Origin of the sequence: Curtobacterium sp. NPDC090217 (assembly GCF_044746705.1) — a bacterium.
In the GTDB taxonomy this organism is placed as follows: domain Bacteria; phylum Actinomycetota; class Actinomycetes; order Actinomycetales; family Microbacteriaceae; genus Curtobacterium.
Window position 1 is genome coordinate 285530 of record NZ_JBIVCR010000002.1, and the last position, 15150, is coordinate 300679.

The following is a 15150-nucleotide window of genomic DNA, read 5'->3' on the forward strand; positions in this document are numbered from 1 at the left end:
GTGGTCACCCCGTGACCAGGACGGCCTGGATCGCAGGGGCGATCGTCGCCACGAGGGCCTCGCGGTCGGCGTCGACGAGGGCCGGGACCCCGACGATGCGACGGGCCGTGACGATGCCGACGAGCATCGCGGCGGCGGCACCCGCTCGGAGGGTCGTGTCCGCGCCGTCGCGACCGGAGGCGCCGTGCTCGAGCCGCGACTGGATGAAGTCGCGGAGCTGGGTGGTGGCGTTGTCGTTCGCGATCGCGCCGCGCAACATCGCCATGAGGGGCTCGGACTCCGCCGGAGGCCCCTCCCAGGCGTCGAGGTAGGCGCGCACCACACGTTCGCCGAGGTGCTCGTCCGGCCCGTCGAAGGCGGTGTCGAACCGGGCGAGCGCCGTGTCCGGGACGGCCATCACCGCCGCGAAGAGGCCGTCCTTGGAGCCGAAGAACTGCATCACCTGGGACGGGTCCACGCCCGCGTCCGTGGCGACGCGGCGGATGGTCGTCGCGGCGAACCCGTCGCTGGCGAAGCGGGCGCTGGCGGCGGCGAGGACGGTCGTCCTGGTGCTGGAGGACCCGGGGCGCCGTCCGACGCGCGGGGTCGTGATCGTGTCGTCCTGCGCTGCCATGGCCCGAATCTACCCGACGTCGGCAATTTCTCAACGCGTGTTGAGTTATGGTGGAGATCGACGTACGCTCGGCCCGACGACGAGCCCGCGAAGGACTCCGGGACGAAGGAGCACACGATGGCCGACCAGACGAAGTACGTCCCCTCCACGCCGCTGCCCGCAGCGCGCACCGGTGTCCTCACGCCGTTCGAGCCCGGTACCCGCACGCTCGAGGCCGGGTTCCGGGTCGCGCCGCAGTTCCGGCCGCTGACGGTGGACACCGTGTTCGACAAGGACGTCGCGATGCGACTGCGCGACGGCACGACGATCCACCTCGACGTGTTCCGCCCGGTCGGCACTGAACCGGTGCCGGTGATCGTCGCCTGGAGCCCCTACGGCAAGGCGCAGGGGACGTCGATCAGCGTGATGGGGGTCTTCGGGCTCGTCGGACTGCCGAACAGCACGGTGTCCGGGCTGGAGAAGTTCGAGGGAGCAGACCCGGCCTACTGGGTCGAGCGGGGCTACGCGATCTGCAACGTCGACCACCGAGGCATCGACCAGTCCGAGGGTGACAGCGTCCTCTGGGATCGTCAGGACGGTCGGGACGCGTACGACGTGATCGAGTGGCTCGCCGAGCAGGAGTGGTGCGACGGCAAGGTCGGGATGAGCGGCACGAGCTACCTCGCCGTGTCGCAGTGGTTCACCGCCGCCGAGCAGCCCCCGCACCTCGTCGCGATCAACCCGTGGGAAGGGGTCAGCGACGTCTACCGCGACCTCGTGATGCGCGGCGGCATGCCCGACACCGGGTTCGCGCGGCAACTCCAGGAGGGCAGCTTCTTCGGGAACGGGCAGAAGGAGGACGTCCTCGCCGAGGTCGACGCCTTCCCGCTGATGACCGACCTGTGGGAGCAGAAGATCCCGGACTTCGAGAAGATCACCGTGCCCGCGTACGTCGTGGCCAGCTACTCGAACACCCTGCACACCGCGGGGACGTTCCGTGCCTGGCGGCGTATGGCGAGCACCGAGAAGTGGCTCCGGATCCACAACAGCCAGGAATGGCCGGACTACTACGACGAGGCGAACGTGGAGGACCTCCGCCGGTTCTTCGACCACTTCCTGAAGGGAGCGGACAACGGGTGGGAGACCACGCCGACCGTCCGGTACTCGGTCCTCGACCTCGAGGGCGGCGACGAGGTGGCGATCCCCGCGGACTCGTTCCCGCCGGCGGATGCCACGTCGACGAAGTACTTCCTCGACGCGCGCACCCGGACGCTCGCGACCACCGCGCCTTCGGACGCGACTGAGGCGTCCTACGCGGTCGCCGCGAACCCGGACGCCGTCTCCTTCCTCACCCGCTTCGACGAGGAGACCGTCCTGGTCGGCTACCCCAAGGCACACCTGTTCGTCGAAGCACGTGGCGCCGACGACATGGACCTGTTCGTCCTCGTCCAGAAGCTGGACCGCTGGGGGACTCCGCTGCAGGCCTTCACCGTGCCGAACCAGGGCGCGATGGCCCATGACCTCACCGACCACGGCGCGACGATCCTCCGCTACAAGGGCTCCGACGGACGGCTCCGGGTGTCCGCCCGGCACCTCGACGAGCAGCTGACGACGGTCGACGTGCCCGCGCACACCTTCGATCGCGTCGAGAAGCTCACCCCGGGCGAGATCGCCGAGATCGAGATCGACCTGTCGCCGATCGGTTTGCGCTTCCACGCCGGCGAGCAGCTGCGGTTCGTCGTGAGCTCCCGCAACCTCCTCGGCACGCTCATGCCTGCGATCCGCGAGTACGTCGGCGCGAACGCGGGGACGCACGTCGTGCACACCGGTGGCGAACGTGCCTCGTACCTCCAGCTCCCCGTCCGGACCGCCCGGTGACCGCCGCGACGGTCCGCCTGGCGGACGAGGACACCGACGTCACGATCGACGGGTACGAGCTGTTCTCCGCCCGCCGGGCGCTCGAGCTCCTCAAGCGGAAGGTCGGCCGCGACGGACTCCTCGAGCTCCTCGGGGACGAGACCGCCGAGGGCGAGGCGTTCCTGCGGGACCACCTCACCCGATCGGCCGGGGCGGAGGCGACCGGCACGACCACCCTCCGCGCATCCGGCATGACCGCCGCGGCGTTCGGCCGGTGGCTCGGCGCCGCATTCGCACGGGAGGACGTCATGCTCGCGGGCCACCCGGAGCACTACGCGATCCACGCCGAACCCGGTCGGCTCGTGAACATCGTCGAGACGCTCGACGACCAGGTCTGCTCGTTCTTCATGCGGCCATGGGCGGACAGCATCGACGACGTCCCAGCTGGCCGCCGCTCGCACATGCTCCTGGGCGACGGCACGGTCGTCGGCTCGATCGCGAACGTCTTCGAGGACGAGCACGACGGCTTCACGGTCCGCCTGTCGGTCACCCTCCCGGTGACGTGCGCACCCGACGTGGTGGAGCAGCACCTCGAACACTTCGCAGTCGAGTTCCGGACGTGGATCCTCCGGGCGGCGGCGGAGTCCGGAGAGGCCTGACCGAGCGGTCGACTACGGTCGGACGGCTTTCGCGACCAGGTCGAACGCGCGCCACATGTCCCCGGGTCGCGCGGTGATCGACTGCATGCCGACCGCCACGGCTCCCGTGTCATCCGTGACGGAGTCGCCGATCATCACGCAACCGGACGCCGGCACCCCGAGCGCATCGGCTGCGAGTCGGAAGATCCGCGGGTCCGGTTTCACGCACCCCACCTCGAACGACAGCACCACCGCCTCGAAGGACCGCTCGATGCCCCACCGGCGCAGGATCGGTCGCACGTCGATCCCGGTGTTCGAGACCACGGCGAGCGGGACTCCGTGTCCCGCAACGGTCGCCACGAACTCCAGGACGCCCTCGTTCGGTGAGACCTGGTCCGGCATCGCCTCGTAGAGCCTGGTCGCGAAGTCTGCTCCGACCCCGCCGGTCCGCGTGATCGTCTGGACGAAGGCCTGGCGATGGGTGTCCGGGTCGAGGTCCCAGGACCCTGCGGGGAACGACTCAGCAGCATCCGCCCACACCGAGCCCAACCGTTCCCGCGCCGTTGCTCGCTCGGCGTCGGACGGCGCATCGCCCGTCGCCGCGGCGTCGATCCAGTCGTCGACTGACCGGTGCACCGCGGTCGTGCCGAAGAAGTCGAGGAGGACCGCGCCCGGGCCGGTCACGGCGTCGCTCCCGTCGTCCAGGGATCCTCTGGTCGTGTCCCTTCGCGGAACCCGAAGTGCTCGAGCATCGCCATCGCCTCCGGGAAGTGCGCCGCGAGCGTCCCCTCCGCGTGCGAGTCGCTCCCGAACGTCACGGCGCGACCGCCCTCGTCACGCCACCACTCGGGAACCCACGGCCACAACCGCCTCGTGTTCATCTCCAGCGCGCGCCCCGACCCGGCGATCGCGCGCATCGCCGCCCGGAATCCCTCCTCGAACCGCCGCGGGTCGAACGGCCCGGCCGACTCCGACGGCCACGAGCGCACCGCGTAGTCGATGTGGGTGAAGACCTCGAACGAGTCCGAGCCGGCGACCATGCGGGGGATCTCGTCGAGGTAGGCCCACATCACCTCGTCGGGATCGCGACGGTGGTAGAGCGTGACGGGCTCGGTCCGGTCACCGTCGGTGAACGGCAGCATGTGCAACGACCCGTTGACCCGGTCGATCGTCCCCGACCGGAGCACGTCGGCCGCCGCCGCGTCCCAGACGTGCGGCTGCCCGAACTCCACTCCGGTCAGGATCCGGAGCGCGGGGAACGCCCGGCGGCACTGGTCGATCGACTCGAGGTAGCCGTCGAGGTCGAAGGGCGGCAGGCGCACGTGGTTCGTCTCGTCGACCAACGCCTGCGCGTGGTCGCCCATGTCCCCTGGTTCGACCCGCCATCGGTCCTCGAAGTCCAGGTGCTCGGTGAAGACGAGCGCGGGCAGGCCGATCCGGACGGCCCGGGCGCACGTGCGCTCCATCAGCCCGACGGACGCCGGGTCGGTCGCGGCGTCCCACGACCATTCGCTGTGCACGTGGGAATCCGCGGTGAGCCTCATGCCGGCCATGCTGCCAGGAGGCCGACGTCCGCGTCACTCGATGCCGCGCCCGTCGAGCAGGCTCGACGCGACCGCCCGTGCCACACCGGTGTCGGCATCGGCGTCCCGGAGGCGCATGGCGAGCGCGCCGGAGACGACGAGCGTCAACTGCTCACCGAGCGTCCCTGCCCGATCACCCACGAGGGGCACCGCCAGCTCCGTGAGCCGCGTGCGGAGGCCCGACGACTCGGCATCGAGCACGACGCGGATCTCCGACGGCGCATCGGCGAACTCGGACGCGGTGCCGAGGAACGCGCACCACCGTGACGCCGCCGAGCGGGTGCGGTAGTCGTCGAGTGCGTCGAAGACCGCCAGGAGCCGGGCACGATCACCGGTCTGCCGCTCGACCGCGGCAGTCCACGTCGCCTCCCAGTCCAGCCGGCGCCGCTCGAGGGTCGCGGCGACGAGCGCCTCCTTGCTCGGGTACCCCCGGTAGAGCGTTGCTGACGAGACCCCTGCACGCTCCAGGACCGCGTCCACCGAGGTCGCCGCGATGCCCTGCGTGAAGAACAGGTCCTCGGCGGCGTCGAGGAGCTTCTGCTCGGTTCCTGCACGCATGGCCATGTCAGCACCCTAGACTCCGAAAAGTGAAACGATCGTTTTCGAAAGGAACCGGGCTCGCCGCCTCCGGCACAGCCCTCGTCGCGGTGACCTACGGGCTCGTCCGCCTCGCGTACGGACTGGTGCTGCCGGACGTGCAGGCGGACCTGGGGCTCGGCGCGGCGCTCGCCGGGTGGATCTCCGCTGGGGCGTCGACCATGTACTGCGTCGGCGCGGTGATCGGGTTCCTCGCGGCGACGAGGCACCCGCGCTCGCTCGTGGTCATGGCGGCGAGCACCGCGGCGGTCGGTGCTGCCGGGATGGCGTGGAGCCACGACGCGACCACGTTCGGCGTCGCGGCGATCCTGAGCTCGACGGGCGCCGGCGCTGCATCGCCGGCGCTCGTCCGGCTGGTCGCGCGGAACACGGCACAGGATCGGGTGCCTCGCGCACAGGCGGTCGTGAACGCGGGGACCGGACCCGGGCTCGTCGCCGCCGGGCTCCTCGCACTCGCGGTCCTGCCCGAGTGGCGCACCGCCTGGTTCGTCGCCGCGGCCTGTTCCGTGCTGGCCGGGGCCGCCGTGCTCCTCACCGACCACCGCGGTCACGCCGACACGACGGAACACGGTCACGACGACCCGACGGGACGAGTGGACCGAGCAGATCGACCGACGGGGTCGTGGTTCCTCGCGCACCGCCGGCTCCTCCTCGCGGCACTGCTGCTCGGCGCCGGCTCCGCAGCGGTCTGGAACTACGGCCGATCGGTCCTGGTCGACGCCGGTGTCGATCGGGAGGCCTCCATCACCGCCTGGATCGCCCTCGGCCTCGGAGGTGCTGCGGTCGTCGTCACGAGCCGGTGGACGGGCGGCATGCGACCCGCTCGGCTCTGGGGGATCAGCGTGACCGCGGTCGTGGTCGGATCCCTCGCGCTCGCCGTGGTGCCCGGTACCGTCCAGGTCGCGCTCGTCGCCTGCCTGGTGTTCGGGTGGGGCTACACCGCGGCGACCGGGGCGCTGATCGCCTGGACGACCGAGATCGATCCGGACCGTGCGTCGGCGGGGACCTCCATGCTCTTCGTCACCCTGGTGCTCGGGCAGGCCCTGGGTGCCGCCGCGGCCGGCGCCGTGATCGGCGTCGCCGGCGCGGTGACGGCGTTCGCACTGGCGGCCCTGGTCGGACTCGTCTCCGCTCCGGCGGCCGGGCCGCGGCACTGAACGTACGCACCGCCGGACGGGAGGCTCGGTGCGCGCCCGCACCGAGCCTCCCGTCCGTCCCGTGGTCGCGTCGCGAGCCGCGCGCACGTCCGGTGTCCAGGTCGAGCCACGCGCGGTGCGGCAAGATGGTGTCTCGTGAACCCACAGCCGCAGCAGCCCCGCTGGCGCAAGACCTGGTCGACCGTGCAGGTCGGTCTGCTCTCCGCGGCGGTCATCGCGTGCATCGTGATGCTCTTCGTCGGCGACGGCAGCCTGGACCGGGTGTGGGCCGTCGCACTGGTGTTCTTCGGGATCGCGCTGCTCGGGCACATCACGTTCCTCGTGTACACGGCGCGGTACGAGCGCGACAGCCGCTGAGACCGTCCGACACGGCCCTTCGTCAGGGCGTGACCATGCCGCCGTTCACGTTGAGCGTCTCGCCGGCGACGAAGCTCGACTCGTGCGACGCCAGGAACACGTACGCGGGCGCGAGCTCGGCGGGCTGACCCGCGCGGCCCATCGGCGACTCGCTGCTGCCGAACTCCGGCAGGGTCTCGGGGTCGACGCCGCTCGTGACCTGCAGCACCGACCAGGTGGGACCGGGCGCGACGACGTTCACGCGGATGCCCTGCTCGATGAGTGCCTGCGAGAGGCCCTTCGAGAAGTTGTTGATCGCGCCCTTCGTCGCCGCGTAGTCGAGCCGGTCGGGTGCGGGCTTGTACGCCTCCATCGACGCCGTCGTGGTGATCGTCGATCCCGGGTGCAGGTGGGGGAGCGCAGCCTTCACGAGCCGGAACAACCCGAACACGTTGACGTCGAACGTGGCCTCGAACTGCTCGTCGGTGATGTCGAGCAGATCGGGCTGCCAGACCTGCTTGCCCGCGACGCTGACGAGCGCGTCGATGCCGCCGAGCCCCTCGACCGCCTCGGCGACGAGGCGTCCGGCGTACTCGCGGTCGCGGAGGTCACCGGGGATCGCGACAGCGGTGCATCCGGCGGCGCGGACCTGCTCGATGACGTGGTCGGCGTCCTCCTGCTCCTCCGGCAGGTACGCGAGTGCGATGTCGGCTCCCTCGCGGGCGAACGCGATCGCGACGGCGCCGCCGATGCCGGAGTCGGCACCGGTGATGAGCGCCTTGCGGCCGGCGAGGCGGCCGGTCCCGCGGTAGGTGTCCTCGCCGAGGTCCGGGACGGGCGTCATCCGGGACTGCAGGCCCGGCTCGGGTTGCGTCTGCGGCTCGGGCGAGACGTCGGGGTAGCGGGTGCGTGGGTCAGCGGGTTCGTACTGGTCGTGCGGCATGCACCCACCGAACCCGTCGACGCCTGAGAGGTGGTCAGGAGCGTGCGTGATCCGGATTCGTCGGACGCTCAGCGATCCGGACGATGGTGGTGCCATGAGTGACGACGACCAGCAGACCAGGGCCGACTTCGCCGACGCGGTCAACATGACCGCGTCCGAGCTCCGCAAGTGGCTCGACACCGACGAGTCCAAGGAGGTCGGGCAGAAGTCCGGCGGGAGCACCGAGTCCACCGGGCACGAGAGCGGACGGCACATCGTCCGCATCCTCGAGAAGAAGCAGGCCGACTACACGGACGCCGACTACGCGCACATGCGGAAGGTCGTCGGGTACGTCGCGCGGCACGCGAAGCAGCGGCCGAAGGGTGACGTGCACGACACCGCATGGCGGTACTCGCTGATGAACTGGGGCAACGACCCCGAGAAGCACTGAGGCTCGGCGGCGTACGGTCTCGGCCATGCCGAACCAGCAGATGCGGGGCGTGAAGAACCCCGAGATGTACGAGGAACTCCGCGCAGCGGGCAACTCGAAGGAGAAGTCCGCGCGGATCAGCAACGCCGCGGCCGCGAAGGGCAAGCGGGCGGTCGGGAAGAAGGGCGGGGAGTCCGGCTCCTACGACGACTGGACCGTCGCCGATCTCCGGAAGCGTGCGAAGGAGCTCGGACTCACCGGGTACTCGTCGAAGCGGAAGAGCGAGTTGATCGAGGCGCTCCGCGACCACTGAGGTCATCCGCGACGGTCAGCGCGAGCTCGCAGAACATCGCGTCGGCCCACGAGAACCACTCCCGTGAGAACGCGGCGGGGTCGTCCACGTCGAACGACTCGTGCATGCGCCCGGTCCCGGCGTCCGTCGCGAGCAGCACGGCGAGGAGCTCCCGTCGGCGCTCCGGCGTCCCGGTGATGCCCTCGACGCAGAGCGCGATCGGCCACACCCGGTTCGGCTCGGTGTGCTGGCTCCCGATGCCCTCGGCCGCCGTTCCGCTGAACCAGTACGGGTTCGCCGGTGACAGCACCAGGCGTCGGGTCGCGGCGGTGACCTCGGGGTCGATGACGTCGGGCGCGTCGAACGGCAGTGAGAGCAGCGACGGCATGTTCGCGTCGTCCATGAGCACGACGCCGCCGAGCCCGTCGACCTCGTACGCGTAGACCTGCTCGCCGTCGTGCTCGACGATGCCGTGCCGACGCACCCCGCCGAGGACGGCCGACCGCAGTGCGTCGGCGTCGTCGGCGAGCCGCTCGTCGCCGTACACGTCGCGGGCGATCTCGGCGAGGTCGAGCAGCGCCTGCGCGGCGTGCAGGTTCTCCGGGACGTTGTAGCCGTACGTGCATGCGTCGTCCGACGGCCGGAACCCGCACCAGGTCATGCCCGTGACGGCGACCGGGGTGCCGCGACCGTCGCGTTCGAGCGTCTCGGTCGCGATGCCCACGTCCCGGACGAACCGGTACGCGGACGCGTCGTGGTCCTGTTCGGCGCGCCACTGGTCCACGATCGTGCGGAGGACCCGGTGGGCGCGCTCGTCGAACAGGTCGGTGCGTCCGGTCGCGGTCCACAGCCGGTGGGCGAACTGGACCGGGTAGGCGAGGCTGTCGACCTCGTACTTCTGCTCCCACACCGACGGGTCGTCGCAGAGGTCCCGGGCATCGTGGTGCGCGCCGGTGGCCGAGCGGTTGAAGGCGTTGGCGTAGGGATCGTGGTCGATGCACCGGAACTGCCGCCGGACGACCGCGGTCAGGACGTCGGCGATCGCGGGGGAGTCGGCGGCGAACCGCAGGTACGGGAGCATCTGCGTCGTCGAGTCGCGGAGCCACATCGCGGGGATGTCGCCGGTGATGACGAACGCGGTGCCGTCGTCGTCGAGGGTGATGGTGTCGGTCAGCGTGCGGGTGAGGGCTTCCTCGACCCGGTCGCCGACACCGACACCGGCGGTGCCCCGGACCGCGTCAGCGGCGGCCCGGAGCACCGAGGTGGTCTCGTCGTCGAGGATCACGCGGAGACCGGCTCCAGCTGGAGCACCGACGCGATCGTGCTGCTGTGGGCGCCCTCGTACGCCGCCAGGATCATGCCGAGCACGGCGATGCCCTCCCGCTCGGTGTGGATCGGACGCATGCCGTCCCGCAGGCACGCGCCGAACGCGCCGATCTCCGCCGCGAACGTGTCCACGTCCTCGTAGGTCACGGTCTCGCTGGTGCCGTCGAGCAGGTCCCAGCGGAGCGTGGTGCCGTCGCTCGTCAGCGAGCCGAGCTCACCGACGGCGCTGAAGCGCTCGGTGCCGGCGGCCGGCTCGTACGCCCAGCTCGTGACGAGCTGGCCGACGGCGCCGTTGTCGAAGCGGAACAAGGCCTGCGCCGAGTCCTCGCCCTCCATGAACGTCAGGCGGTGGGTCGAGAGCAGCGCCGTCGCCTGGACGGGTACACCACCGGCGAGGTGCATGAGCAGGTAGCTCGGGTGGTAGCCGGTGTCGATGAGCTCGCCGCCGCCGCTCTTCGACGCGTGTGCACGCCAGCCCATGTTCTCCGGGTCGAAGTCGTTGCGGAAGCTGTCCGTCGTGCGGACCTCGTACACGGTGCCGAGGACGCCGGTCTCGATGAGCTCCTTCGCCTTCGCGACCGCCGGCATGAAGAGCTGGTTGTGCGCGCACATCAGCGTGACGCCCGCCTCGCTCACGGCGGCCTGCACGTCGCGCGCTTCCTCCGGGGTGAGGCAGAGCGGCTTCTCGCAGAGGACGTGCTTGCCGGCCCGTGCCGCGGCGACGATCGCGTCGCGGTGCAGGTGGTGCGGCAGGCAGATGTCGACGGCGTCGATGTCGGCGCGGTCGAGCATCTCCTGGTAGTCGGTGAAGTGGGGCACGCCGAGCTCGGCGCCGCGGGCCTCGGCGGTCGACGCGAACGCATCGGCCACCGCGGCGATGCGGATGAGGTCCGGGTGCTGGGCGTAGCCGGCGATGTGTGCGGACGCGATGCCGCCGCCGCCGATGAGTCCGACGCGGATGGTGTCGTTGGACATGGTGACTCCTGGTTTCGTGCTGGGTTGCTGGTGTCGGTCGATCGCGCGGCCGGTCAGGCCGCGACGGGGGTGCGCGCAGCGGCGTTCGCGGCGACGACGAGCCTCGTGAGCTCGACGGCGCGGGCGATGTTGTCGTCGGCACGCGTGCCGGAGGTGATGTGGTCCACCCACTGTCCGAAGGCGTCCTGACCGTCCTCGGGGACCGGGATGGTGACCGGCTCGTCGCCGTACGCCGACCCGCCGGCGGTGAGCCGGGCCTCCTGGTCGGAGAACGCGAGCCACCCGCCGGTGCCCGCCACGTCGATCGTGAACGGGGTGCCCGCGACGAAGCCGGCTTCGATGATGCCGATCGCCTGGGAGGCGTAGCCGACCGTGACGACCGCGTGGTCCTCGACGGCGCGGCCGGTGACGGAGCGGTAGACGGCCTCGACCGAGTCCGGGCGGGCGCCGAGGAACAGCTGCGTGAGGTACACCGGATGGCAGCCGAGGTCGGTCAACGCGCCGCCGATCGCGGTCGACGGATCGAAGAAGCGCTCCGGCAGCCACGGCCGGACCGCGCCGTCGTGCGACAGGCGGACGCGGGCGTGGTTGACCTCGCCGAGGCGGCCGGACCGGATCTCCTCGAGGATCGCCTGCGTGTACCCGTGGTACAGCCGGGGGAGCGAGACGATCAGCTTGACGCCGGCGGCGTCGCAGGTCGCGATGATCTCCTCGCACTCCTCCACCGTCGGGGCGAGCAGCTTCTCGGTGAAGACGTGTTTGCCGGCCCGGGCGGCGCGCGTGATCACGTCGCGGTGCACGTCGGTCGACGTCGTGATCGTGACGGCGTCGATGTCGTCGCGGGCGAGCAGCGTGTCGAGGTCGTCGGTGAACTCGACACCGAACTGTTCGGCGCCCTCGCGCCCACGGGTGACGTCGTCGTCCCACACGGCGACGAGCTCCGTCCCCGGGTGCTCGACGGTCTGGCGGGCGTAGTCACCGGCGTGGACGTGCCAGAAGCCGAGGACGGCGACGCGGATCGGGGTGGTGGTGCTGGGCATGGTTGCCTTTCGTGGTGGTGGTGCGTGATCCGGCCCGGGGAAGCTAGACCCGGACCTTGTCGTAGTCCTTGGGCAGCTTGAACGGGGAGTAGGTCTGCATCATCGGGTTGACCCGCGCCTGTGCGCGCTCGACCGCCTCCTGCGGCGACGCGGTGCCGAGGAGCACGCTCGACCTGGCGTCCGCGAGGGAGTCCCACCAGGCGCCCCCGACGGGCAGGGGCGGGCGGCAGGTGGAGTCGGGCATCGACTCGACGAAGAAGCGGATCGACTTCGCGGAGCCCTTCGGGTCCTTCAGTGCGGCGATGTTCGACGGGACGCTCGTGGCGGGGACCATGTAGGTCTCCTGGCCGCGCTTGCCGGTGAAGTACTTCATCAGCTCCCACACGGCCTTGTTCTTCTTGGAGCCCTTCGGCAGGCAGAGCGCGAAGCCGCCGGACCAGGTGTACTTGTCGTCACCGGCGGCCTGGGTCGGCAGGTACGCCATGTTCCAGTCGAGGTCCTTCGGCCCGTAGTTGTCGAACGTCTGGATCGTCGAGGGAACGCTGACCATGAACGCCATGCGATTCGCCAGGAACGCGGTCTGCCCCGGCGGGTGTCCCGTGGGCTCGTACGTGGCGATGAACGTGTCCGCGGCGCGGTAGCCGTAGCGCTGCGCCCACTCGTCGTAGAACTCGTAGATCTTCTTGACGCTGCCGGAGTCCATCGTCATCTGCGAGTCGGCCTGGTCGAAGTACGACGCCCCGAGTCCGAGCCCCCACGTGAACGGCCAGCCCTCGCCGTACCAGGGGAGGAGGCCCATCTTGCTGTAGTTGCCGCCCTCCTTCTCCGTGAGCTTGTCGCTGACCTCGGCCATCCGGTCCATCGTCACCGGGCCGTTCTGCTCCCAGTCGAACTCGTCCAGGTCGAGCCCGGCGTCGCGGAGCATCGTGCGGTTCACGAACATCCCGCGGGCGTCGGTGTCGTGCGGCAGGCCGTACGTCTTGCCCTGGTAGGTCAGCTCGCCGACGGTGAACCCGAGCCAGGAGGACAGGAACTCCTCCTTGGAGACGTCCTCGAACTCGGCGATCAGCTCGTCGATCGGCTCGATGAGCCCGATCGCCGCGTACTGCGCCGCGCTGAACCGGTCGAGGAGCCACAGGTCGGGAGCTGTCCCACCGCGGACGGCCGTGATGACGCTGGTGGCGTCGCCGGTGCCCTGCGATGGCACCTGGTTGACGCGGACGTCGATCTCCGGGTGCAGCTGCTTGAACTGGTTGATGACCTTGGTCTGGAACGGCACGAAGGTGCCAGTGACGCCCCAGATCGAGACCGAGTTCGGGTTGCTGCCGGCACCGCCCGTCGCGCACCCGGCGGCGAGCAACGCGAGGGCACCGGCACCGCCCGTCGCGGCGGCGGCACGGAGGAAGGTCCGGCGGTCGAAGGCGGCGCCGTTGTGTCGCGCGTTCACTTGAAGCTCCCGATCTGGATGCCCTTGAGGAAGGTCCGCTGGAAGAAGAAGAACAGGATGACGAGCGGCAGGATGATGAGGATCGATGCCGCCATCAGCTGGTTGAACTGGAAGTCCGCGCTGTTGTTCAGGCGGAACACCTGGAGGCCGATCGACAGGGTCTGCACGTTCTCGTCCTGCAGGTAGATGAGGGGGCCGAGGAAGTCGTTCCAGGCACCCACCGCGGCGAAGATGCCGACCGTGACGAGCGCGGCCTTGGCCTGCGGGAACACGATCCGCCAGAGGATGCGCCACTCGGACGCGCCGTCCATGCGTGCGGCGTCGAGCAGGTCCTTCGGGATCTGCAGCAGGAACTGTCGGAGGAGGAACACGTAGAACGCGGACCCGAACAGGCTCGGGACGACGAGCGGCAGGAAGGTGTTGATCCAGCCGAGCCGCGCGTACAGGTCGAACATCGGGATGAGCGTCACCGGGAACGGGATGAACAGCGTCGCGAGCACGACGTAGAACATCCGGTCGCGGCCACGCCACTCGATGCACGAGAACCCGTAGGCGATGATCAGGTTCGACACCATCGAGAACAGCGTCACGAGCACGGTGATGATCAGCGTGTTCCGGAAGAACGTGAAGAACGGCATCGCGTTCACGGCCTCGCCGAAGTTCGACCAGTCCAGCCACTGCGGGAACCAGGTCGGGGGGAACGCGCCGAGCTCGCTGTTGCTCTTCAGCGCGGAGATCACCATCCAGTAGATGGGGATGAGGAACAGCAGGCTCATCGCGATGAGCACCACACGGGCACCGATCGACGACCACGGGGAGCGGACGGAGCCGTCGGCGTTGCGCGAGCGCTCGCCGGCGCGCTTCTTCGGGCGGACGGTCTCCAGGGAGCTGGTGACGGTCGGTCGGTCCTTCTGCATCGTCATGGCGTCACTCCCCGCTCACGTCGTAGTTCACGAACCGCTTGGACAGCCAGTAGACGAGTCCGGAGAGGATCATCCCGGCGAGGAACAGGAGCACGGCCATCGCACTCGCGAACCCGAGCTGCGCGTAGCTGAACGCGTTCTTGTAGAGGTAGAGCATGTAGAACAACGTCCCGTTGTCCGGGGAGCCGAGTCCGCCGGTGCCGGACGAGATCACGTACGCCTCGGTGAACACCTGCAGGCCGTTGCTGATCCCCGTGATGAGGTTGAACAGGATCGCGGGGGAGATCAGCGGCAGCGTCAGCGCGAAGAACTGCCGCACCGGACCGGCGCCGTCGACGCGTGCTGCTTCGTACAGGGTCTTCGGGATGCCGCGCATGCCGGCGAGGAACACCAGCGCCGCGTTGCCGGCACCCATCTGCGCGAGGGCGACGATCACGAGCTTCGCGGTCGTCGGGTCGCCGAGCAAGTTCGTCGCCGGGATCCCGACGAGCTTCATCGCCTGGTTCACGATGCCGGTCTGCGGGTTGACGAGCACGACGAAGATGAACGCGAGGGCGAAGGTCGGGATGAGGGACGGGATGTACAGCGCCGTCCGGTACCAGCTGATCTCCTTGACGTCCTGGTTCATCGCCAGCGCGATCACGATCGCCACGACGATGCCGACGGGCACCGCGATCACCGCGTAGAACAGCGTGTTGCCCACGGCGGTGTGGACGAGCGGGTCGATGAACGCGGCGATGTAGTTGCCGAACCCGACGAAGGTCGCGGCGTTCATGCCGGAGTACCGCGTCAGGCTGATCACGAAGGAGTAGATCAGCGGGTACGCGATGAACACGAGGACCCCGACGATCCAGGGGGAGATGAAGGCGATACCGATGCGGAGGCGTCGCTTCTCCGCCGCGGTCCAGGGGTGTTTCTTCCCCGCTCGTCGACCGGTGCGCTCGGTCGGTGGAGCGGGTCGCGCTGTGGTGGCCGGGCGAGCGGTCGTCGTCACGGGCGTCCCTTCGAGTTCCCGTCGCACAGCGGTGTGACGAC

General features: G+C 70.0%; 17 protein-coding genes. 6 read left to right on the forward strand and 11 right to left on the reverse strand.

Translation table 11 applies throughout. The features are described 5' to 3' along the window. Positions 1 to 4: 4 nt before the first annotated feature. A complete protein-coding gene (locus ACIPJ2_RS09025; RefSeq protein ID WP_402728532.1) occupies positions 5 to 613 on the reverse strand; it encodes a TetR family transcriptional regulator in 609 nt (202 codons plus the stop codon). A gap of 117 nt (positions 614 to 730) precedes the next feature. On the opposite strand from ACIPJ2_RS09025, the gene ACIPJ2_RS09030 reads away from it, so the two are divergent. Both ACIPJ2_RS09030 and ACIPJ2_RS09035 read left to right on the forward strand, forming a co-directional pair. Continuing rightward, the gene (locus ACIPJ2_RS09030) at positions 731 to 2470 is read left to right on the forward strand and encodes a CocE/NonD family hydrolase (RefSeq protein WP_402728533.1); all 1740 of its coding nucleotides are present in this window, start codon (positions 731 to 733) and stop codon (positions 2468 to 2470) included. Further along, the gene (locus ACIPJ2_RS09035; RefSeq protein ID WP_402728534.1) at positions 2467 to 3108 is read left to right on the forward strand and encodes a hypothetical protein; all 642 of its coding nucleotides are present in this window, start codon (positions 2467 to 2469) and stop codon (positions 3106 to 3108) included. Before ACIPJ2_RS09030 ends, ACIPJ2_RS09035 begins: the two co-directional genes overlap by 4 nt. A 12-nt stretch (positions 3109 to 3120) precedes the next feature. On the opposite strand, the gene ACIPJ2_RS09040 is transcribed toward ACIPJ2_RS09035, so the two are convergent. From ACIPJ2_RS09040 to ACIPJ2_RS09050, 3 genes are read right to left on the reverse strand one after another with little or no spacing between them, the layout of a single operon-like run. Then, entirely contained in the window at positions 3121 to 3771 is a 651-nt protein-coding gene (locus ACIPJ2_RS09040) for an HAD family hydrolase (RefSeq protein WP_402728535.1), read from the reverse strand. Beyond that, on the reverse strand, positions 3768 to 4631 hold the full coding sequence (locus tag ACIPJ2_RS09045) for a PHP domain-containing protein (RefSeq protein ID WP_402728536.1): 864 nt from the start codon (positions 4629 to 4631) through the stop codon (positions 3768 to 3770). The genes ACIPJ2_RS09040 and ACIPJ2_RS09045 overlap by 4 nt, the downstream gene beginning before the upstream one ends. A gap of 33 nt (positions 4632 to 4664) precedes the next feature. Beyond that, the gene (locus tag ACIPJ2_RS09050; RefSeq protein WP_402728537.1) at positions 4665 to 5234 is read right to left on the reverse strand and encodes a TetR/AcrR family transcriptional regulator; all 570 of its coding nucleotides are present in this window, start codon (positions 5232 to 5234) and stop codon (positions 4665 to 4667) included. A gap of 23 nt (positions 5235 to 5257) precedes the next feature. Between ACIPJ2_RS09050 and ACIPJ2_RS09055 the strand changes: the two genes are divergently transcribed. Continuing rightward, complete coding sequence (locus tag ACIPJ2_RS09055) at positions 5258 to 6424, forward strand: MFS transporter (protein WP_402728538.1); 1167 nt, start codon at positions 5258 to 5260, stop codon at positions 6422 to 6424. A 135-nt stretch (positions 6425 to 6559) separates the two neighbouring features. Beyond that, positions 6560 to 6781: a hypothetical protein gene (locus ACIPJ2_RS09060; RefSeq protein ID WP_281264320.1), complete on the forward strand. Its 222-nt coding sequence runs from the start codon at positions 6560 to 6562 to the stop codon at positions 6779 to 6781. A gap of 22 nt (positions 6782 to 6803) precedes the next feature. Here ACIPJ2_RS09060 and ACIPJ2_RS09065 read toward each other — a convergent pair whose 3' ends face one another. Further along, entirely contained in the window at positions 6804 to 7703 is a 900-nt protein-coding gene (locus ACIPJ2_RS09065) for an SDR family oxidoreductase (protein ID WP_402728539.1), read from the reverse strand. Positions 7704 to 7797: 94 nt separating this feature from the next. Between ACIPJ2_RS09065 and ACIPJ2_RS09070 the strand changes: the two genes are divergently transcribed. Then, positions 7798 to 8133 carry a DUF3140 domain-containing protein gene (locus ACIPJ2_RS09070; protein ID WP_402728540.1) on the forward strand — a complete coding sequence of 112 codons (336 nt, stop codon included), beginning with the start codon at positions 7798 to 7800 and terminating at the stop codon, positions 8131 to 8133. A gap of 25 nt (positions 8134 to 8158) precedes the next feature. After that, complete coding sequence (locus tag ACIPJ2_RS09075; RefSeq protein WP_281264322.1) at positions 8159 to 8425, forward strand: Rho termination factor N-terminal domain-containing protein; 267 nt, start codon at positions 8159 to 8161, stop codon at positions 8423 to 8425. Here ACIPJ2_RS09075 and ACIPJ2_RS09080 read toward each other — a convergent pair. From ACIPJ2_RS09080 to ACIPJ2_RS09105, 6 genes are read right to left on the reverse strand one after another with little or no spacing between them, the layout of a single operon-like run. Continuing rightward, on the reverse strand, positions 8367 to 9689 hold the full coding sequence (locus ACIPJ2_RS09080) for a glycoside hydrolase family 125 protein (protein WP_402728541.1): 1323 nt from the start codon (positions 9687 to 9689) through the stop codon (positions 8367 to 8369). The two genes, ACIPJ2_RS09075 and ACIPJ2_RS09080, sit on opposite strands and share 59 nt — an antisense overlap. Continuing rightward, complete coding sequence (locus tag ACIPJ2_RS09085) at positions 9686 to 10705, reverse strand: Gfo/Idh/MocA family protein (RefSeq protein ID WP_402728542.1); 1020 nt, start codon at positions 10703 to 10705, stop codon at positions 9686 to 9688. The genes ACIPJ2_RS09080 and ACIPJ2_RS09085 overlap by 4 nt, the downstream gene beginning before the upstream one ends. A 53-nt stretch (positions 10706 to 10758) precedes the next feature. After that, positions 10759 to 11745: a Gfo/Idh/MocA family protein gene (locus ACIPJ2_RS09090; RefSeq protein ID WP_402728543.1), complete on the reverse strand. Its 987-nt coding sequence runs from the start codon at positions 11743 to 11745 to the stop codon at positions 10759 to 10761. Between the two features lie 43 nt (positions 11746 to 11788). Next, on the reverse strand, positions 11789 to 13192 hold the full coding sequence (locus ACIPJ2_RS09095) for an extracellular solute-binding protein (RefSeq protein WP_402728544.1): 1404 nt from the start codon (positions 13190 to 13192) through the stop codon (positions 11789 to 11791). After that, entirely contained in the window at positions 13189 to 14115 is a 927-nt protein-coding gene (locus ACIPJ2_RS09100) for a carbohydrate ABC transporter permease (RefSeq protein WP_402728545.1), read from the reverse strand. Before ACIPJ2_RS09100 ends, ACIPJ2_RS09095 begins: the two co-directional genes overlap by 4 nt. Positions 14116 to 14119: 4 nt before the next feature. Further along, complete coding sequence (locus ACIPJ2_RS09105; protein ID WP_281264328.1) at positions 14120 to 15109, reverse strand: carbohydrate ABC transporter permease; 990 nt, start codon at positions 15107 to 15109, stop codon at positions 14120 to 14122. Positions 15110 to 15150 lie beyond the last annotated feature (41 nt).